Origin of the sequence: Kribbella sp. NPDC049584 (assembly GCF_040675555.1) — a bacterium.
Classification (GTDB): domain Bacteria; phylum Actinomycetota; class Actinomycetes; order Propionibacteriales; family Kribbellaceae; genus Kribbella.
On record NZ_JBFAPF010000004.1, the window covers coordinates 269389 to 288702 of the forward strand.

Consider the following 19314-nt stretch of genomic DNA (forward strand, 5'->3'; position numbering starts at 1 on the left):
TGCCCGTGCTCCTGGCGCCGGAGGCGCCGTTCTTGCACTTCTTCTCCGAACTGGTTGACATGTTATCAGTGGATGCATACTCTCGTCATCAATGAAGTTATCAGTGGATTACAACTAGGAGCTTGCGATGACCGCTCTCGTCGAGAGGGATGTGGTGGGGACCCGGAGCCGTGGGCTCGGGGTGGTGTTGGCCGCGGTGGGGATTCCCACCTTCATGGTCACGCTGGACAACCTGGTGGTGACGAATGCGCTGCCGGTGATCAAGACCGAGCTCGGGGCGTCGCTGTCGGACCTGCAGTGGTTCGTGAACGCCTACACGCTGGCCTTCGCCGCGTTGCTGCTGACCGCGGCCGCGATCGGCGACCGGCTCGGCCGGCGGCGGATGTTCCTGGCGGGGATCGCGCTGTTCACCCTCGCATCGGCCGCCTGCGCGCTGGCGACCGAGCCGTGGATGCTGACCGTGTTCCGCGCGATCCAGGGCATCGGCGCCGCGGCCGTGATGCCGCTGTCGCTGACGTTGCTCGCAGGCGCAGTACCGGAGAAGCAGCGCAGCGCGGCGATCGGCATCTGGGGTGGCATCTCGGGCCTCGGCGTCGCCGTCGGTCCTGTGGTCGGTGGAGCCGTCGTCGACGGTCTGAACTGGCAGTGGATCTTCTGGCTGAACGTTCCGGTCGGCGTGTTCGCGGTGCTGCTCGCCGCTCGGGTGCTGACCGAGTCCAGGGGTGCGGCGAAGCGGCTCGACCTGCTCGGACTGGTTCTCGCGACGGCCGGCGTGCTGTCGATCGTGTGGGGTGTCGTGCACGGAGCCGGCGACGGTTGGACGTCCGGCAGCGTGCTCGGCTCGTTGATCGCGGGCGTCGTACTGCTCGCTGCGTTCATCGGCTGGGAGAATCGGACGTCCGCTCCGATGCTGCCGCTGCGGTTGTTCTCGGTCCGCTCGTTCAGCGTGGTGAACGTCGTCTCGTTCACCTTCGCGGTCGGCGTGTTCGGGTCGGTCTTCCTGCTGGCGCAGTTCTTCCAGGTCGTGCAGGGCTACACGCCGTTCCAGTCCGGTGTACGCACGCTGCCGTGGACCGCGGCGCCGCTCGTGGTCGCACCGATCGCCGGCCTGATCGTCGATCGAGTCGGCCCGCGCACGCTCATCGTCGTCGGACAGACGTTCCTGGCCGCCGCGCTCGGGTGGATCGCGCTGATCACAACGGCCACAACGCAGTACGGCGATCTCGTCGTACCGTTCATCCTCGCCGGCGTCGGCATGGGGCTGACCTTCGCGCCGTCGGCGAGCGTGGTGATGAACAGCGCGTCCGACGCCGACCGCGGCGTCGCGTCCGGTACGAACAACACGATCCGCGAGGTCGGGGTCGCGATGGGTGTCGCCGTCCTCGCGTCGGTGTTCGCCTCGGCCGGATCGTACGAGTCGCCGACCAGCTACGCCGCCGGCGTGGTGCCCGCGGTCTGGACGGGCGCGGCGATCGTCGCCGCCGGTGCGCTGGTCGCGTTGCTGCTGCCGGGTCGCTCTAAAGTGTGACCGTGCTGGACGCAGACGACGTACGACGGATCGCGCTGTCCTTCCCGGAGACGGTGGAGAAGCAGCGGTGGGGACACCCGACGTTCGACGTGGCCGGGCGGATGTTCGTCACGGTGCCGGACGACCAGACGTCGTTCGCGGTCCGCTGTCCCCGGCTGGAACGCGAAGAACTGATCGCGGCGGAACCCGAGAAGTTCTGGGTGCCGAAGCACGAGGCGGGCTCGAACTGGGTTCGGGCCCGCCTCGCCGCGCTCGAGGACGCCGACGAGTTGTACGACATCCTGCTCGACTCCTGGCGGCAGGTGGCGCCGCCGGGGTCAGCTGACGTATCTGGGTGACACCGCGAACGTGTTGCAACTGGCCGGGTTGCCGGTCTTGAACGACGTACCCATGAATCGCTGCTGGCTCGCCACGCTGCCGTGGTCGCCCTCCTCCGGCTTGTCGCCGGCCGTCACGACCCACTTGTTCCAGACGTAGAGCATCTCGCCGCTGATCGGGTAGCTGCGCTTGTTCACCGCGAGGAAGACGCCGGCGAAGCAGTTCGCCTGCAGTTCCATCCGGCGGGTCTGCCGGGTCCGGTCGTCGTAGTTGGTCAGCTCGTACCGGATGTTGTCCGACGCCTGCAGGATGCCGGTCATGTTCTGTACGCCGTGGCCGTACTCGTGCGCGATCGAGCGGGAGTACCACATCCGCGTGTACGCCTTGGACTCCGCGTCCGGGTACTCCATGTACGCCTTCACGAACACGTCGACCTTCATGTACAGGTTGTTGTTGGCCGAGCAGAAGTACGGCACTTCGACCGGTCCGGTGCCGCACGGGCCCGTCGCGTTCGTCCCCGCCCAGAACGTCATCGTCGGCGGACGGAACTTGTAGCCGGCCTTCGCCACCAGCGGCGCCCAGGCCTTGTCCAGGCAGGGCTTGATCGCGGTCCAGTACGCCGCCGCGTTGCGCGCGTTGGTCGGCCGGACCCGCGGCTCCTTGCAGTTGACCGTCTTCATCTGGCCGACCTTGTACAGCGCGTTCTTGGCCACGACCGTCGAGTCCGGCACCTTCGGCGCGGTCGAGGTCGTCGTCTCCGTGCTGCTCGGCTGCTCGGTCGGCTGTTCAGTCGGCTGTTCGGTGGGCTCTTCGGTCGGGGCGCCGGTCGGCTCCGGGGTGTAGCGGCTCGGGCTCACCGGCGGCGTGGTGATCGTGTCGGCGTTCTTCTTGACGACGCCGATGATCCACCCGCCGACGATCGCGACGCCGATGATCGACAGGATCGCGATCAGCGGCGCCTTCGACTTCTTCCGCGGTCGCTGCGGCTGCCAGCCCGGACCAGGACCGCCGGGACCGGGCGGCCCGAAGTTGGGACCCCACCCGAGGCCGGGGCCTTGCGGCGGCGGCCCGCCGTATTGGCGCTGTGGCGGTCCATAAACAGGCTGCTGGTACTGCGGGTTAGGCGGGTAGGGAGAGTTATAAGGGTTCTGGCCGGGCGGCCCATAGGGTGGCTGGCTCAACGCCGTTCCTCTCCTGTGCGTCAGAAAGCGACCGCCACAGTATCGGCAACAAACAGGTCAGTATCGTGCGCCCCTGGACGGTAGGGTCGGCCTGTGAACGATCCCGTGACTGATGCCCGCACACCCGACAGTCCGATCGACCGGCTGGCTGAACGGCACCTCGAGCAGGAGATCGTGCTCGACCCGATCGCGGCCACTGAGCTGGGGATCGCCGGCCACGACCACGAGCTGCCGGACTTCACTCCGGCCGGGTTCGAGGCGCGGATCGAGCTGACCCGTCAGACCCTCGCGGAGGCGCAGCCGATCGAGCCCGCGAGCCCGCGCGAGGAGGTCGCCAAGGACGCGCTGGTCGAGCGCCTCGGGCTGGAACTCGAGCGCTACGAGGCCGGCGTACCGCAGCACCAGCTGAACGCGATCTCGTCGGTTCCGGCGGCGTTGCGGCAGGTGTTCGACCTGATGCCGACCGACACCGAGCAGGACTGGGAGACGGTCGCGATCCGGCTCAACCAGATCGGTACGACGCTCGACGGGTACCGCGACACGCTGCTCGAGCAAGCGGCGCAGGGCCGGATCTCCGCGGTGCGTCAGGTCAATGGGCTGGCCGAGCGGATCGCCAGCTGGACCGGTGCCGACGGCGACGACTTCTTCGCCGGTCTGGCCGCGCAGGTTCCGGAGGGTGCGGTCAAGTCGACGGTCGAGGCCGCGGCAGCCTCGGCGCGGAAGGCGTTCGACCAGTTCGGCGCCTGGCTGGCGACCGACCTCGCGCCGCGGGCGCCGCAGCGGGACGCGTGCGGCCGGGAGGTGTACGAGCTGGCCTCGCGCAGCTTCCTGGGCGCGGCGATCGACCTCGAGGAGACGTACGCCTGGGGCTGGGCCGAGCTGGCCCGGATCGAGAACGACATGCAGGACATCGCCGCCGGCCTGAACGGCGGCGAGCGGAGCATCGAGGCGACAGCGGCGCTGCTGGACAACGATCCGGCGCGGACGATCCGCGGCAAGGACGCCTTCCGGGACTGGATGCAGCAGCTGTCCGACGCGGCCGTCGCCGAGCTGGGCGGCACCCACTTCGACATCGCCGACGAGATCCGCACGCTCGAGTGCATGATCGCGCCGACGTCCGACGGCTCGATCTACTACACGCAGCCGAGCGAGGACCTGACCACCCGGCCGGGCCGGATGTGGTGGGCGGTGCCGAACGGCGTCGAGCAGTTCGCCACCTGGCGCGAGGTCACGACCGTCTACCATGAGGGCGTGCCCGGGCATCACCTCCAGGTCGCGCAGACGATGCTGCGGACCGACCTGCTGAACCGCTGGCAGCGGATCGCGTGCTGGGTGTCCGGTCACGGCGAGGGCTGGGCGCTGTACGCCGAACGCCTGATGGAGGAGCTGGGATACCTCGAGGAGCCGGGCGCGCGGTTCGGCATGCTGGACGCGCAAGGCTTCCGCGCGGCGCGGGTGATCGTTGACATCGGCATGCATCTGGAGCTGGAAGTCCCGCGCGACAACCCGTTCGGCTGGCGGCCGGGGGAGCGGTGGAACGCCGAGCTCGGGTTCGAGTTCCTGCGCGCACACTGCCGGATGGAGACCGAGTTCCTGCACGCCGAGCTCAACCGGTACCTCGGCTGGCCGGGGCAGGCGCCGTCGTACAAGGTCGGTGAGCGGATCTGGCTGCAGGCGCGGGAGGAAGCCAAGCAGCGCAAGGGATCCGCGTTCGACCTGCGCACGTTCCACTCCGACGCGCTGAACCTCGGATCGATCGGCCTGGACCCGCTGCGCCGGGCGCTGGCGAAGCTATGAGCATCCGTTTCGTCCTGGCCTCGAAGTCGCCGGCCAGGCTGAAGACGCTGCGCAGTGCGGGTATCGAACCCGAGGTGATCGTGTCCGGCGTCTACGAGGACGACGTGACCGCGGAGAATCCGGGAGAGCTCGCGCGGTTGCTCGCGACGCTGAAGGCGCGCGCGGTGGTCGCGAATCTGAGCGATCATGCGACGGTGCTCGGGTGCGACTCGGTGCTCGAGTTCGACGGACAGCCGTACGGGAAACCCGAGACGCCCGAAGCCGCTCGCCAGCGCTGGCGGATGATGCGCGGGCGGAGCGGCGTACTGCACACCGGGCACTGCCTGATCGACACCTCGGCCAAGCAGGAACTGCGCGAGTTGGCGTCGACCACTGTCCACTTCGCCGACCTGACCGATGACGAGATCGACGCGTACGTCGCCACCGGCGAACCGCTGGTCGTCGCCGGAGCATTCACGGTCGACGGTCTCGGCGGTCCGTTCGTCACTGGCGTCGAAGGCGACTACCACAACGTCGTCGGCCTGTCGTTGCCGTTGCTCCGGCGCATGCTCGCGCAGGTCGGCATCGCCTGGCCCGAGCTGTGGAAGACTACGTCCGCGTACGTGTACGACGAGACCGTCGCCTCGACGTACGACGAGACGCGCGGCGGTGTCATCCGCGCAGAGGCCGCGGCGCGCGCGGTCGATTCACTGCTGCCCAAGGGCGGTCGCGTGCTCGAGCTCGCCGTCGGCACAGGCATCGTCGGGGCGGAGCTGGTTGCCCTGGGCAACCTGGTGCACGGCGTGGACATCTCGACCGCGATGCTCCAGCACGCACGCGTCCGGCTCCCGGGCCACGTAGCCGCGGCCGACGCGACGCGGCTGCCGATCGCGGATCGCCGGTGCGACGCGGTGGTGGCCGTCTGGCTGCTGCACCTGCTCGGCAACAGCGAGCCGGTGATCGCCGAGGTCGCCCGGGTCCTGCGCACCGACGGCGTCTTCGTCACGACCACGGACAAGTCCGACGCCAGCCGGTACGCCGACGACCGCGGTCCGGACGAGAACCGCTCGCAGGACGCCATCGCGCATCTCGTCGCGGTCGCAGCTCGCTACGGCCTCGTCCTGGACGGCGCGACGACGTTCCCCGGCCCTACCCGCAATACGGGCCAGGCCCCGACGTACCCGGTGCTCCGCTTCCGTCGAAGCTGATCAGGCGGTGAGGCCGGTCTTCTTGTCGAGGATTTGCAGGAGGTCGTGGGCCGCGAGTTCGACCTCTTTGTGGCGCCATTCGGAGGCTCGGTAGACACAGGCGATCAGTGCGGTGCGGTGGATCCGGCGGAAATCGCCGAGCACGAACGCGTAGCGTGCCTTGGTCTCCTCGCCGGCGCCTTCGGTGAGCCCGAGGTGCCAAGCGCCGTACTCCGCCCAGGTGTGCTTGTCCAGGAACGAGTTCTGGTCGTCGGCCCGCGGCTGCACCTCACCCCAGTCGCTGTCCAACACGTACTGCCGCGCGTCGATCAGCTTCCGCGCGTTGTCGACCGCCTCGGGATTGACCGCGTACTTAGCCATACCGCCAGTGTTTACGGATGTGCGCTGGCGCGCCACTGGCCCGGGCCGGGGTGGAACGGGCTGCGGGCGTTGCGCCAGTACGTCGCCCAGTTGCTGGCTCGTTGCCGGTCCGGTGCGGGCGCGGGAGCGGCAGACGCGCGGGCGGCCAGGACCGTGACCAGGGCGGCCAGCTCTTCCGGGGTCGGGTTGCCTTTGGTGATCTGGAGAGTGGTCACAGGGGAATGTTCCCATGCTTCTTCGGGGGCAGAGTGTCGCGCTTGGTGCGGAGCAGGCGGAGGGCGCGGATGATCTCGGCGCGGGTCTCGCTGGGCTTGATGACCGAGTCGATGTAGCCGCGCTCGGCGGCGATGTACGGATTCGCCAGATGGTCCTCGTACTCGGTGATGAGCTGCTGGCGGCGGGTCTCCGCGTCCTCGGCACCGGCCAGTTCGCGGCGGTACAGGATGTTGACCGCGCCCTGTGCACCCATCACCGCGATCTGGGCGGTCGGCCAGGCGATGTTCATGTCCGCGCCGAGATGCTTCGAGCCCATCACGTCGTACGCGCCGCCGTACGCCTTGCGGGTGATCACGGTGATCATCGGGACGGTCGCTTCGGCGTACGCGTAGATCAGTTTGGCGCCGCGGCGGATGATGCCGTTCCACTCCTGGTCGGTGCCGGGCAGGAAGCCGGGTACGTCGACGAAGGTCAGGATCGGCAGGTTGAACGCGTCGCAGGTGCGGACGAAGCGGGCCGCCTTCTCGGACGCGTCGATGTCGAGTGTGCCGGCGAACTGCATCGGCTGGTTCGCGACCACGCCGACCGGGCGGCCCTCGACCCGGCCGAAGCCGACGATCATGTTCGGCGCGAACAGTGCGTGCACCTCGAGGAATTCGCCGTCGTCGACGACCGCCTCGATCGCGGTGTGCATGTCGTACGGCTGGTTCGGCGAGTCCGGGACGAGCGTGTCGAGCGCGAGGTCGGTCTCGGTCGGCTCGAGATCCCCCGCGTCATACAGGGCGTCGTACACCGGCGGGTCCTCGAGGTTGTTCTGCGGGAGGTGACCGACGAGCGCCTTCACCCACTCGATCGCGTCCTCCTCGTCGCTGCCGAGGTAGTGCGCGTTGCCGGACTTGGTGTTGTGCGTCCGCGCGCCGCCGAGCTCCTCCTGGGTGACGTCCTCGCCGGTGACGGTCTTGATCACGTCCGGGCCGGTGATGAACATGTACGACGACTCGTCGACCATGACGGTGAAATCGGTGACCGCGGGGGAGTAGACCGCGCCGCCGGCACACGGGCCCATGATCAGCGAGATCTGCGGGATCACGCCGGACGCGCGGACGTTGCGGCGGAAGATCTCGCCGTACAGGCCGAGCGAGACCACGCCCTCCTGGATCCGGGCGCCCCCGGAGTCGTTGATGCCGATCAGCGGGCAGCCGATCTTCATCGCCAGGTCCATCACCTTGACGATCTTCTCGCCGAAGACCTCGCCCAGGCTGCCGCCGAAGACGGTGAAGTCCTGCGCGAACACGCACACCTGACGGCCGTCGATGGTGCCGAAACCGGTCACCACGCCGTCGCCGTACGGGCGGTTGCCGTCGAGGCCGAAGCTGGTCGAGCGGTGCCGGGCGAACTCGTCCAGCTCGGAGAAGGAGCCCTCGTCGAGCAGCAGTTCGATCCGCTCGCGGGCGGTCTTCTTACCGCGCGCGTGCTGCTTCTCCACAGCGCGCTCGGAACCGGCATGCACGGCCTCGTCCAGCCGGTGCTCGAGGTCCGCGAGCTTCCCGGCGGTGGTGTGGATGTTCACCGTCTCTCCCATGAACGCGCAGCCTACGCGCCAGTACGCCGTACCGCCTGTGACGTCCGCCGCAGCGCGTCGCCGAACCTGGCCGCCGGCCGATAAGCGCCGTCAGGCAGGACCGACGGCGAACAGCTTGGTGAGGCGCGCGGCCTGGGCCAGGTCACCGCGGACGGAGAGCCGTTGCTTGAGGACCGCCACGATCGGATCCTCGTTGCCGGTGACGATCCGCAGCAGCGTGGCGGGATCCGTGCGGATCGAGATGTCCGCCGGAGCAGGCTGCGTCGACAGCACCGTGCACCGGCTGTCGTGAACGTGGATCCAGTACTCGTCGACGGAGTGACCGTCCCCGCCCGCGCCGGTGATCTGCCAGCTGATCACAGCGTCGAACCCGGCGGCCCGGGCGGGTCGGAGGTACTCCGGCATCCGGCGGAAGATCTCGCGCAACGCGACCTCTCGCACTCCCCCGATGAGACGATGCCGAAGCTCCCGCTCCGACGTCCGGTCGACCAATCGGGCCAGCTCGCTCGCGTCCAAGGTGGTAATGCCCTCGGACTCCAGCCAACCGGCACTGCCTCGCTCGGTCATCGACCACCCCCGCGGCAGTTCCTACCGGACTGTAGGAATTTCCTACGATGCGGTAGGTTTGTCAAGTGGTCGAGGACCCTGAACGACGTCGGCGCGCCCGTCATCTCGGTCCGGAGCGGCGTCGCCCGCTGATCCTGGATGCCGCGCTCGAGGTTTTCTCCGCGAACGGCTTCGCCGGTACGACGATGCAGTCCGTCGCGGATGCGGCCGGCGTCACCAAACCCGTCGTCTACGACTCGTTCGCGAACCGGGACGAACTGCTGCTGGCGCTGCTCGCCCGCGAGGAGCAGCACCTGGTCGTCTCGATCGTCGCCGCGCTGCCCGCGGACCCCAGCGTCGGCACCCCGGAGGAGCATGTCCTCGAGGGCCTGACCGCGTTCCTGACCGCGGTTTCCGAGCAACCGCAGTCGTGGCGCATCGTCTTCGGCGCGCAGTACGGCGCTGCGCCCGTAGTCGCCGAACGGGTCCGCGCCGCCCGCGCGTTCCTGGTCGAGAGCCTGCGCCTGACCCTGCTCAAGTCCCTCCCTGGCGTCGGCGACCCGGACGCGAACCTTCCCGTCCTCGCCGAACTGCTCGCGTCGATGACCGAGTCCTGCGCCCGGATGCTCGTCGTCGACGGCACCGACCGCAGCCCGGCCGAGCTGGCCAAGACCGTCTCCCAGGTCGTCGCGGGCGGCTTCGGCAACGTCTGAGCGCGACGTACTGTGAAGTAGCTGAACGCGCGGTCACGATCGGCTTCCAGTGGCTGGACTGTGCGGCATCGACGGGCGTCCGCCGATAGGGTGGGCGAACGTGAGCGACACCGGTAGTGAGACCCGTACCCGCGCGCGGTTCGAGGTGCCTGAAGAACTCAGGGCCGACGTCCGCCTGCTCGGCGAGATCCTCGGCAAGGTCCTGGTCGAGTATGCCGGCCAGCCGCTGCTCGACGACGTCGAGAAGCTGCGCGAGCTGACCATTGCCGGTGACGGCGCCGCGGCCGAGCAGTTGGTCGCGTCGTGGCCGCACGAGCGGGCCGAGGACGTGGCGCGGGCCTTCACCTGCTACTTCCACCTGACCAACCTGAGCGAGGAACTGCACCGCGCCCGGGTACTGCGGGAGCGTGACCGCGCCGGCAGTGAGGCCGTGGTGTCCGAGCTGGCCCAGGCCGTCGAGCAGATCACCCGCGACAGCGGCGAGCAGCAGGCCCGCGCCCTGCTGAACGGGCTGGAGTTCCGCCCGGTGCTGACCGCGCACCCGACCGAGGCCCGGCGTCGCGCCGTACTGGCCACGATCCGGCGCATCTCGGCGCTGCTGGACGAGCGCCACGACCCGCGCGCCGGCGACAGCGACCTCGCGGAGAACCGCCGCCGCCTCGTCGAGCAGGTCGACATCCTCTGGCGTACGTCGCAGCTCCGCACCAGCCGGCCCACTCCGCTGGACGAGGTGCGGTCCGCGATGGCCGTGTTCGAAGAGACCCTCTTCGATGTCGTCCCCAACGTGTACCGCCGCCTCGACGACGCGCTGTCCGGTGACGCAGCCGGCACCCGTACGCCAGTGGTCGCGCCGTTCGTGCACCTGGGCTCGTGGATCGGCGGCGACCGGGACGGCAACCCGAACGTGACCGCGGCGATCACGCGGGAAGCCATGCAGATCCAAGCCGACCACGTCCTCCGGGCGCTCGAGCAGGCGACCGAGGCGCTCGGCCGCGCGCTCACCCTGGACGCCGCGACCACTCCGCCGTCCGCACCGGTCCGTCGCATCCTGGAGGACGCCCGAGCGGTCAACCCGGAGCTGATCGCGGACATCGAGAGCCGCTCGCCGGCCGAGCCGCACCGGCAGCTCCTGCTGCTCGCAGCGCGCCGGCTGGCCGCGACCCGGTCCCGTGACGCCGACTTCGGCTACCCGCGGGCCGCTGACTTCCTGCACGAGCTCAAGGTCCTGCAGGATTCGCTGGTCACCGCCGGGGCACCACGCCAGGCGTACGGCCAGCTGCAGCAGCTCATCTGGCAGGTGAACTCGTTCGGCTTCCATCTGGCCGAGCTGGAGATCCGCCAGCACTCCGCAGTACACGCCAAGGCGCTGGAAGAGGTGCTAGGCGGCGGGGAGCTCTCCGACCAGACCGAAGAGGTGCTGGCCACGCTCCGGGTCATCGGTCAGATCCAGCAGCGCTTCGGCCCCGAGGCCTGCCGTCGGTACGTCGTGTCGTTCACCCGCAACGCCGGTGACCTGGCAGCTGTCTACGAGCTGGCGGATGCCGCACTGGACGGACGCCCGATCGAGCTGGACGTCGTACCGCTGTTCGAGACCGGTGAGGACCTGCAGAACTCGGTGGAGGTGCTGGACAACGCGATCCAGCTCACCCGGGTCCGGCACCGGCTCACCGCGAACGACCGGCGCTTCGAGGTCATGCTCGGGTACTCCGACTCCGCCAAGGACGTCGGGCCGGTCTCGGCGACGCTGGCGCTGTACGACGCGCAGGCGCGGATCACGGCCTGGGCGCAGCGCAATGCGATCCGGCTGACTCTGTTCCACGGTCGTGGTGGCGCGCTCGGACGCGGCGGTGGTCCGGCGAACCGCGCCGTACTCGCGCAGGCTCCCGGGTCGGTCGCGGGCCGGTTCAAGCTGACTGAGCAGGGCGAGGCGATCCCGGCGCGGTACGGGAACGCACCGATCGCGCAGCGCCACATCGAGCAGGTAACTGCGGCGACGCTGCTCGCGTCGACCCCGGCGGTCGAGGAGCGGGCCACTGCGGCCGCGGAGCGGTTCGCGGTGATGGAGAAGACGCTCGACGAGGCCGCGCGGACGGCGTACCACCGGCTGGTGAGGGCCGACGGGTTCGCGGAGTGGTTCGGCCGGGTGACTCCGCTGGAGGAGCTCGGTCAGCTGCCGCTCGGGTCGCGGCCGGCACGGCGTGGTGTGGCGGTGTCGTCGCTGGAGGACCTGCGGGCGATCCCGTGGGTGTTCGCCTGGTCGCAGGCCCGCGTGAACGCACCGGGTTGGTATGGCCTTGGTACGGCGCTGTCGGCCGTCGGAGACGTCGCCCTGCTGCAGGACGCGAACCAGAACTGGCCGCTGTTCCAGGTGATGCTGGAGAACGCGGAGATGTCGCTGGCGAAGACGGACCGCCGCATTCTCGGCCGTTACCTGGAGTTGGGCGACCGGCCGGACCTGACGCAGCAGATGCTCGACGAGCACGCGCTGACGACCGAGTGGGTGCTCAAGGTTCTCGGCGAGGAGCGACTGCTCCAGGGGCGGCGCGTGCTGGGTCGTGCGGTCGAGCTGCGCAACCCGTACGTCGACGCGCTCAGCTACCTGCAGTTGCGGGCGCTGCGGACACTGCGCACCGACGACTCGCTGGACGAGGAGCAGATCGTCCGTACTCGACGGCTGCTGCTGCTGACCGTCTCGGGCGTTGCCGCCGGTCTGCAGAACACCGGATGAGATTCAGCGACCTGGAGCGGCCCCCGCTGGACGAGAAGTTCCTGCGGGGCCGCCTGGTGCGTCCCGGTGCGCTGTGGACGCAGATCGACGTACTCGAGGAGACGCCGTCGACCAACGCGGTCGTGGCCGCCGCGGCCGCTGGTGGACAGGCCGAGGGGCTGGTTGTCGCCGCGGAGTACCAGTCGTCCGGGCGTGGGCGACTGGGGCGGACGTGGACCACACCGCCGCGGTCTGCCTTGCTCATGTCCGTCCTGCTGCGTCCGGTGACGGTGGAGGCGGCTCGCTGGCCGTGGCTCGGTCTGCTGGTTCCGCTGGCTGTTGCGGCTGCAGTGCGTGCGGTTGCTGAGGTCCCGGCACAGGTGAAGTGGCCGAACGACGTGCTGGTCGACGACCGCAAACTGGCGGGCATCCTGCTCGAGCGCATCGAGGGACCTGCCGCCGTGGTCGGCATCGGCCTCAACGTGACGCTGCGGGAGTCGGAGAAGCCACATGAGGCCGCGACCTCGCTGGAGTTGGAGAAGGCAACGACGACCGACCGCGCTACGGTGATGGCCGCCGTACTGCGTGAACTCGCTTCCCGTTACCAGTCCTGGGTCGACGCCGACGGTGACCCAGGTGTGGTGCTTCCGGAGTACCGCGAACTGTCCGCGACGCTGGGGCGAACCGTCCGCGTGGAGCTACCCGACGGCACGTTCCTGGAAGGCACTGCCCGCGACCTGGCTGACGACGGTCGCCTCATAGTCGACTCCGCTGATGGCCCGAGGCCCTTGGCAGCAGGCGACGTCACCCACCTGAGGACAGCTGGCCAATAGTTCGGCCGTGGTCGGGTTTATGGACCACTTTGATGCGGTTGCCTTCGCGCACCGAACCGGTCTCGAGCACCTTCAGATAAGCGCCTACTCGACCGGTCTTCGCGAACCGGTGGTGGAACCGGTGGATCCCCATCCGCCCCGACAAGTTCCCGCACGGCGTACGCGGCGACCGAACCTCGACCAGGATCCCGTGTTTGGGCCCGCCGATCCGCCACCGCTCACCGATCATGGCGCCGGTGATGTCGAGCCCGGACGTCGTCAGGTTCTCCCCGAACAACCCTGGTGGGATGTCCCGGTCCAGCTCGCCGGCCCACCACGCCGCATCCTCCGACGCGTACGCGTAGAGCGCTTTGTCCGGGCCGCCGTGGTACCGCGTATCGCACTGCCGATCGCCGACCAGCCCGAGCTCGCCGACCTCGACCGCCCCGCGCACCGGCCGCTTGTCGATCGCGGTCCAGCGAGTCGGCCCGCGAATCACCTCGTGCACGACGTTCACCGCGATCAGGCGCCCGATGGTCATGTCACCATCGTGCGCCGTCTCGCGGCGTCGTACTTGATCGTTTTCGCTTTACTCGGTGAAGATTTTCGCGGCGGTGATCAGGGTCTCGATGACGCCGTACCCGAGCAGGACGGCGACCAGGAGCCAGGAGATCACCAGGCGTGGGGTCTGGTTCATTGCGCTGCCTCCACCGTGGTCTCGGACTTCTCGTGGAATCGTTCGGCGACCGAGCGGATCAGCAGGTTCGCGATGAACCCCACCGCCAGTACGCCGACCATCGTGAACAGCGCCGGCCGGTACGCCGATGCGGTCAGCGTGCCCGGTTTGCCTTCGTGGTCGAGGAAACCGTTGATGATCAGGGGTCCGGCGATCCCCGCCGCGGACCATGCGGTCAACAGCCGCCCGTGGATAGCGCCGACTTGATATGTGCCGAACAGATCCTTCAGGTACGCCGGAACCGTCGCGAACCCGCCGCCGTAGAACGAGATGATGATCGCGGCGAGCAGGACGAAGACGACCGTGCTGGTGTGGCCGACGGTGGCGAGCAGGGCATACGCGATGATCCCGACGCCGAGGTACATCGCGTAGATCGGCTTGCGGCCGATCAGGTCCGACGTCGTCGACCAGCCGAACCGGCCGGCCATGTTGAAGATCGACAGCAGCCCGACGAACCCGGCTGCCGCCGCGACCGCGACGCTCGACTTGCCGCTGTCGCCGCGGAAGAAGTCCTGGATCATCGGGCTGGCCTGCTCGAGGATGCCGATGCCCGCGGTCACGTTGCAGAACAGCACGACCCAGAGGAACCAGAACTGCGGCGTCTTGATCGCGTTCGCGGCCGACACGTTCGCGGTGGTGACGAGCGCCTTCTGTTGCACGGTCTTCGGATCGAACCCCTCCGGCATCCAGCCCTCGGCGGGCACGCGGATGTTGAAGACGCCGAACATCATGATGACGAAGTAGCCGATGCCGAGCGTGACGAACAGCCCGACCAGCGCGCCGCCGCCGGCGACCGACGTACTGACGTTCGGGTCGTAGTTGGAGTCGTACAGGCCGAGCAGTTGGCGCGACAGCGGGCTGGCGACGAGCGCTCCGCCGCCGAAGCCCATGATCGCCAGGCCGGTCGCGAGACCCGGGCGGTCCGGGAACCACTTGATCAGCGTGGACACCGGCGAGATGTAGCCGATCCCGAGACCGATACCGCCGATCACGCCGTACCCGAGGTAGACCAGCCAGAGCTGGCCGGTGCCGATGCCGAGGGCGCCGACGAGGAAGCCGGTGGCCCAGAAACAGGCGGCGACGAACATCGCCTTCCGTGGGCCGTTGCGTTCGACCCAGGTGCCGCCGATCGCGGCGGACAGGCCGAGCATCACGATCGCGATGCTGAACACCACGCCGACCGCGGTCTGACTGCTGTCGAAGTGCTTCACCATCGAGGTCTTGTAGACGCTGGTCGCGTACGCCTGCCCGATGCACAGGTGGACCGCCAGCGCGGCCGGCGGGATCAGCCAGCGGCTGTACCCCGGCGGCGCGATCGTGTGCTCCCGATCGAGTATCGACAAGACTGCCATCACGGCTCCTTCTCGTCCCCCAGTTGGTAACCCCTCGCGCATCTTGGCTCACTGTATGCACTTTGTGAAGTGTTAAACCAGTTTGTCGCCCGATCGTGTCGGGCCGGCTGCGCTCGGTCGTGTCGACAGGGGACATTCGGACCCGGTAGCTGTGAGACTGGGGGTATGGCGATCTCGGCGAAGTTGTTGGGTGAGGACGAGTACGTCGTCGTCAGCACCCGGACGCACTGGAAGGCGCTGATCGGCCCGGTGCTTCTGCTGCTGGTGGTGGCGGGCGCGGGCGGTTTCCTGGCCGCGATCGTGCCCACCGGGTCGTTGCAGACCCCGGCCCGGATCGCGATCCTCGCCGTCGGCGTGGTGATCCTGGCGGCGTTCGCGCTGAAGCCGTTCCTGAACTGGTTCTTCTCGACGTACACGATCACGAACCGGCGGCTGATCACCCGGCACGGCATCCTCACCCGCACCGGGCGGGACATCCCGCTGATGCGGGTCAACGACGTGTCCTACGAACACGGCCTGATCGACCGCATCCTCGGCTGCGGCACGCTCCACATCGAGTCCGCCGGTGAGCGCGGCCAGGTGGTGCTTCCCGACGTACCGCATGTCGAGCACGTCCACCTGCAGATGTCCGACCTCCTCTTCGGCGGCCCGGACGGCAAACCCGGCGACGGCATCCTCGAGAACGAAGCCCCGCCGGAACACATGCGCCGCCGCCCCCAGCAGCCGCAACAACCCCAGCAGTCCCGCACGGACGACGCCGAAACCCTCTTCAGCTCAGACGACGACCGTTAGAAGACCTCGAGGCTGACCGGAGCCAGCGGCCAGCGGAAGGCTGCGGTGGCTTGGTTTAGGGAGCCGGGGGTGTGTTCGGTGACGCGGGCGGTGGTTGCGAACTCGGCCAGGGGGCGGCCGCCCAGGTAGGCGGCGGCGAGTTCGGCTACTGACAGGCTCAGGTCGGGTGCGTCGTCGGTGCGTTCGCACGAGACGGACGATCCGGTCGCGGTCAGGCGGAAACGGCCCGTGTTTGCCTCGAGCAGGTTGTCGGTTACGTCCAGGACGACGTCGACGGGGACGGCGTACTGGCGTTCCTGGAGGGCGCGGCGGACATCGGTGATGCGGAGCCAGAGGGACTCGCTGACGCGGCGGTCCAAGGCCGTTGGTGTCTTCACCAGTTGGAGGAGGGGCTCGTCGACGGCTGCGTAGCCGTAACTGAGCTTGGCACTGAGGTCCATGGTCAGGAGGTGTTGCCAGAGGACCCGGTATGCCGTGGGGGACGGGGCGACGAGTTCGTTGACGTGGACCTCGTACGCAGGTCCGGTCGGACCCCAGACCATCTTGCCGCGCCAGAGGGCGTAGCCGTCGACGGTGTCGGTCTCGTCTCGGTGGACCACGATACGGAGGGCCGTGCGGCCGCCGCGCTCGTCCGGCTTGTCTTGCAGGTGTTGCTGCCAGCGCAAGTCCGAGCGATCGGACACTCCAGGCCGGAGCTGCTGCATCAGGCTCAGGATGCGCGGCAGCTCCTTGAGTGCCTCGTCCGCGGACAGTTCGCCGAGCTCGCCCGGTCGGATCGGTCCGGTCGGCGCGCCGACGCGATGCAGGTCGACGTCGTACGACGTACCCCACGCGGCTGCGGCGTACCCGAAGCGGCCGTAGATCGCGGGCTCGCTCGCCCACAGGACAGCGATCGCCTCCGGCACCTCGCGCAGCTGCCGGCCAATCAACCCTGACATCACGCCACGCCGGCGATGGGTCGACTTCACGCCGACTCCGGTCACATGCGCCGCGGCCACGACACCGCCCGGCACCGACAGGTCACGTGTCAGGGCACGCGTCGTACCGACGACTTCGTCGCCGTCGGCCGCCACCAGGGCGCGCTCGGGCTCGAACAGTTGCCGCCCGAGTTCGTCGGGCGTGACCTCGAACATCATCGCCGCGCCGAACACGGCCTGGACCGCGTCGTACTCGCTTGCCTGGGCCGTCCGCACCTCGATATCGGTCACGTACGGCATCTTCACACGCCCTGCCGACAACCACAGCCCTCACGGGAGCATCAAGCCTGGTGAAAGGCGGTGGTAGCACATGCGCAAACCACTCGGAACGGCCGCGGCGATCCTGCTCGCGGCAGCAGGGATGCTCCCTGGAACAGCGGTGGCGGGGCCGAGCGTGGTCTCGAAGCCGAACGCCACGTCGGCTGGGGGCTGCGCGATCCTGGCCGGGTCCGTGACGGCCGGCGGCGACCACGGGTACAAGGGCGTCGTCGCCGCGACGCCGCCCAGGACGACGACCACCGGCATCCTGGGGCGCGCGGTGTACCCCGCTGGAGCGGTCCGGATCAGTTCGTCGATGTCGTGGGGTGACGACGGCGTCAGCATCGCCTTCGTCGGGGGCTACAGCGTCGTGGGGGACGCGCTGTACTACACCCAGTACTCGACCGGTGACAGCGGCGTCATCCAAGGCGGGAACAAGCGGATCGGCGGCGGTTGGGGCAGCTTCGTCGCCCTCGACGAGACGGTGTACTTCGACAAGGTGCTCCGGCACAACACGTACGGACTCAGCAACGGGACGCTGTACCGCTGGACCATCGACAAAGATGTCTGGCGGAACAAGGTCTCCGCACCCGGGTTCGCCTCGGTGAAGTCGATGGCGCTGATCAGCTCGACCAAGACCTACGACACGTTCCTCGCGAACACCCGCGGCGGGGCGCTGTACACGATCCACATTCCGACGACCGCGCCGATGAAGCCGATCGTCAAGCAGGTCCGCAGTTCGACCTGGCAAGGTTTCGAGACGCTGCTCGCACAGCAGTGTGGCCAGTACGGCACGCTCCTGCTCGGCATCGACCGCGACACCCACACCGGCTACGTGTACGCCGTCGGCCACGCCACTGGGACGACCACCGTCATCCAGTCGTTCGGCAAGGCCCCCGGCACCTTCACCGACCCCGTCTACTTCCACTGGACCGACGGCAACGCCACCTTCAAGCCACCGTTCGGAGAGTGACCCTCAGATAGCTTCGACCCCGTCGACCAGCCAGTGGCCGGCCACTGACTGGAGCGTGAGGACTACGCGGGTCCGCTGGACGCTCGGCGTCTTCAGAGTCTTGGTCGTCGTGGTGGTGTCGACGAACAGGAGAACGTGCGCGGTGGTTGCGTTGGCGTCCTGAACCGCGGCCTCCTTGACGGCGGCCTTGGCCACGGCCTGCTGGCTCAGTTGCTGGGCGCGGATGGCGGCCACGGTCTGCGCGAACTCGGACCCGAACTTGTCCGTTGTGACCTTCCGCGTCGCCGCTGCGTACTCATCGAGCTTGCGGTAGTCGTAGCTGAACAGGACGCCCACGTTGGTCTGCGCGGCCGCGAGTACGTCCTTCCGCAACTGCTCGTCCGGCGCGGCCTCGTCGAGCTTCTGCTGCAGGTCGTCGGCGCGCTTCTGCTGGGTGTGCGCGTCAGCCCGCACGACGGCGACAGCGGCGATCCCGGAGCCGACGGCGACCACCAGAAGTACGGCGAGAACGATGCTGATCACAACCGCCGGACGCGGCCGCTGAGGCGATGAAGGATTGCTCATCCGGCCGGACCGCGGTCAGCGGATGGCGGGGAGGTCGCCGGTGTTCTCGTTGTCGAGGTCGGCCGGGGAGTCCGGCGCGGGGGTGTGCTCGGCCTCGTCGAGTTCGATCTCTTCCTTGAACACGAACTTCCGGTACGACCAGAAGCGGAACAGGGTGCCGAGTCCGAGGCCGATGAAGTTCGCGGCGATGTTGTCGGACAGCCAGGTGTGCAGGTCCAGCACATACCGCGAGAAGGCCAGACAGCCGGCCGCGATCAGCAGACCGATCCCGTTCAGCACGAAGAACAGCACGTACTCACGGTGCAGACCGCTGCGCTCACGATGACGCCACGTCCAGTAGCGGTTCCCGAAGTACGTCACGACGGTGGCGACCGTGGTCGAGATCAGCTTCGCGGTCAGCGGCTTGTGGTGCAGCATGCCCTCGCCGGAGTCGGCGAGCACCAGCGGGTTGTTGAACACGAGCCAGTTGTAGATCGGCAGGTCGACGAACAGACCGAGCAGACCGACCAGACCGAACTTGGCCACTTCGTGCACCAGATGCTGGAACTGGCGGTACAGCGTGGTGACGAGCTTCAACGGTCTTCGGAACCTTCTGTGATCACACAGCGACGGGAGGGGCAGCTTCCCACGGTACCCGGCGACCGGTCCCACGCCGAAATCGGCAGAGTAACCCGGGTGTGGCGCGGTGGCCGCCGACGGACTCCTGTTGTATGGA

At 68.5% G+C, this 19314-nt stretch carries 19 protein-coding genes; 9 read left to right on the top strand and 10 right to left on the bottom strand.

Annotated elements, in window-relative coordinates:
- The first annotated feature begins 127 nt into the window (after positions 1-127).
- On the top strand, positions 128-1528 hold the full coding sequence (locus tag AB0J62_RS17515) for a DHA2 family efflux MFS transporter permease subunit (protein ID WP_363871247.1): 1401 nt from the start codon (positions 128-130) through the stop codon (positions 1526-1528).
- Between the two features lie 2 nt (positions 1529-1530).
- A complete protein-coding gene (locus tag AB0J62_RS17520; protein WP_363871251.1) occupies positions 1531-1866 on the top strand; it encodes an MmcQ/YjbR family DNA-binding protein in 336 nt (111 codons plus the stop codon).
- On the opposite strand, the gene AB0J62_RS17525 is transcribed toward AB0J62_RS17520, so the two are convergent.
- Positions 1846-3027, bottom strand: a complete 1182-nt coding sequence (locus AB0J62_RS17525; RefSeq protein WP_363871254.1) for a neutral zinc metallopeptidase — start codon at positions 3025-3027, stop codon at positions 1846-1848. The two genes, AB0J62_RS17520 and AB0J62_RS17525, sit on opposite strands and share 21 nt — an antisense overlap.
- Positions 3028-3120: 93 nt before the next feature.
- On the opposite strand from AB0J62_RS17525, the gene AB0J62_RS17530 reads away from it, so the two are divergent.
- The gene (locus AB0J62_RS17530; protein ID WP_363871257.1) at positions 3121-4824 is read left to right on the top strand and encodes a DUF885 domain-containing protein; all 1704 of its coding nucleotides are present in this window, start codon (positions 3121-3123) and stop codon (positions 4822-4824) included.
- Complete coding sequence (locus AB0J62_RS17535; protein WP_363871260.1) at positions 4821-6011, top strand: Maf family nucleotide pyrophosphatase; 1191 nt, start codon at positions 4821-4823, stop codon at positions 6009-6011. The genes AB0J62_RS17530 and AB0J62_RS17535 overlap by 4 nt, the downstream gene beginning before the upstream one ends.
- Here AB0J62_RS17535 and AB0J62_RS17540 read toward each other — a convergent pair whose 3' ends face one another.
- The 4 genes from AB0J62_RS17540 to AB0J62_RS17555 form a co-directional block, all read right to left on the bottom strand.
- The gene (locus tag AB0J62_RS17540) at positions 6012-6371 is read right to left on the bottom strand and encodes a hypothetical protein (RefSeq protein WP_363871263.1); all 360 of its coding nucleotides are present in this window, start codon (positions 6369-6371) and stop codon (positions 6012-6014) included.
- Positions 6372-6382: 11 nt separating this feature from the next.
- Positions 6383-6586, bottom strand: a complete 204-nt coding sequence (locus AB0J62_RS17545) for an acyl-CoA carboxylase subunit epsilon (RefSeq protein WP_363871266.1) — start codon at positions 6584-6586, stop codon at positions 6383-6385.
- Positions 6583-8169 (bottom strand): acyl-CoA carboxylase subunit beta, encoded by a 1587-nt coding sequence (locus AB0J62_RS17550; protein WP_363871269.1) that lies wholly within the window; start codon positions 8167-8169, stop codon positions 6583-6585. Before AB0J62_RS17550 ends, AB0J62_RS17545 begins: the two co-directional genes overlap by 4 nt.
- 90 nt (positions 8170-8259) lie before the next feature.
- Entirely contained in the window at positions 8260-8736 is a 477-nt protein-coding gene (locus AB0J62_RS17555; protein ID WP_363871272.1) for an SCP2 sterol-binding domain-containing protein, read from the bottom strand.
- A gap of 65 nt (positions 8737-8801) precedes the next feature.
- On the opposite strand from AB0J62_RS17555, the gene AB0J62_RS17560 reads away from it, so the two are divergent.
- The 3 genes from AB0J62_RS17560 to AB0J62_RS17570 all read left to right on the top strand — a co-directional run bounded on the left by AB0J62_RS17560 (position 8802) and on the right by AB0J62_RS17570 (position 12968).
- The gene (locus AB0J62_RS17560) at positions 8802-9428 is read left to right on the top strand and encodes a TetR/AcrR family transcriptional regulator (RefSeq protein WP_363871275.1); all 627 of its coding nucleotides are present in this window, start codon (positions 8802-8804) and stop codon (positions 9426-9428) included.
- A 100-nt stretch (positions 9429-9528) separates the two neighbouring features.
- Complete coding sequence (locus tag AB0J62_RS17565) at positions 9529-12156, top strand: phosphoenolpyruvate carboxylase (RefSeq protein WP_363871278.1); 2628 nt, start codon at positions 9529-9531, stop codon at positions 12154-12156.
- Positions 12153-12968: a biotin--[acetyl-CoA-carboxylase] ligase gene (locus AB0J62_RS17570; RefSeq protein WP_363871281.1), complete on the top strand. Its 816-nt coding sequence runs from the start codon at positions 12153-12155 to the stop codon at positions 12966-12968. Before AB0J62_RS17565 ends, AB0J62_RS17570 begins: the two co-directional genes overlap by 4 nt.
- Here AB0J62_RS17570 and AB0J62_RS17575 read toward each other — a convergent pair.
- Positions 12940-13488 carry an MOSC domain-containing protein gene (locus AB0J62_RS17575; RefSeq protein WP_363871285.1) on the bottom strand — a complete coding sequence of 183 codons (549 nt, stop codon included), beginning with the start codon at positions 13486-13488 and terminating at the stop codon, positions 12940-12942. The genes AB0J62_RS17570 and AB0J62_RS17575 overlap by 29 nt on opposite strands.
- 152 nt (positions 13489-13640) lie before the next feature.
- Positions 13641-15035: an OFA family MFS transporter gene (locus tag AB0J62_RS17580; protein ID WP_363871288.1), complete on the bottom strand. Its 1395-nt coding sequence runs from the start codon at positions 15033-15035 to the stop codon at positions 13641-13643.
- Between the two features lie 165 nt (positions 15036-15200).
- On the opposite strand from AB0J62_RS17580, the gene AB0J62_RS17585 reads away from it, so the two are divergent.
- A complete protein-coding gene (locus tag AB0J62_RS17585) occupies positions 15201-15827 on the top strand; it encodes a PH domain-containing protein (RefSeq protein WP_363871291.1) in 627 nt (208 codons plus the stop codon).
- Here AB0J62_RS17585 and AB0J62_RS17590 read toward each other — a convergent pair.
- A complete protein-coding gene (locus AB0J62_RS17590; protein WP_363871294.1) occupies positions 15824-17044 on the bottom strand; it encodes a GNAT family N-acetyltransferase in 1221 nt (406 codons plus the stop codon). The genes AB0J62_RS17585 and AB0J62_RS17590 overlap by 4 nt on opposite strands.
- A 70-nt stretch (positions 17045-17114) precedes the next feature.
- Between AB0J62_RS17590 and AB0J62_RS17595 the strand changes: the two genes are divergently transcribed.
- Positions 17115-18035, top strand: coding sequence for a hypothetical protein (locus AB0J62_RS17595; protein WP_363871297.1), 921 nt, complete (start codon positions 17115-17117; stop codon positions 18033-18035).
- Positions 18036-18038: 3 nt separating this feature from the next.
- Here the strand turns inward: AB0J62_RS17595 and AB0J62_RS17600 are convergent, their stop codons facing one another.
- Both AB0J62_RS17600 and AB0J62_RS17605 read right to left on the bottom strand, forming a co-directional pair.
- Positions 18039-18599 (bottom strand): hypothetical protein, encoded by a 561-nt coding sequence (locus tag AB0J62_RS17600; protein WP_363871300.1) that lies wholly within the window; start codon positions 18597-18599, stop codon positions 18039-18041.
- Between the two features lie 15 nt (positions 18600-18614).
- The gene (locus AB0J62_RS17605; protein WP_363871303.1) at positions 18615-19175 is read right to left on the bottom strand and encodes a GtrA family protein; all 561 of its coding nucleotides are present in this window, start codon (positions 19173-19175) and stop codon (positions 18615-18617) included.
- Positions 19176-19314: the final 139 nt, after the last annotated feature.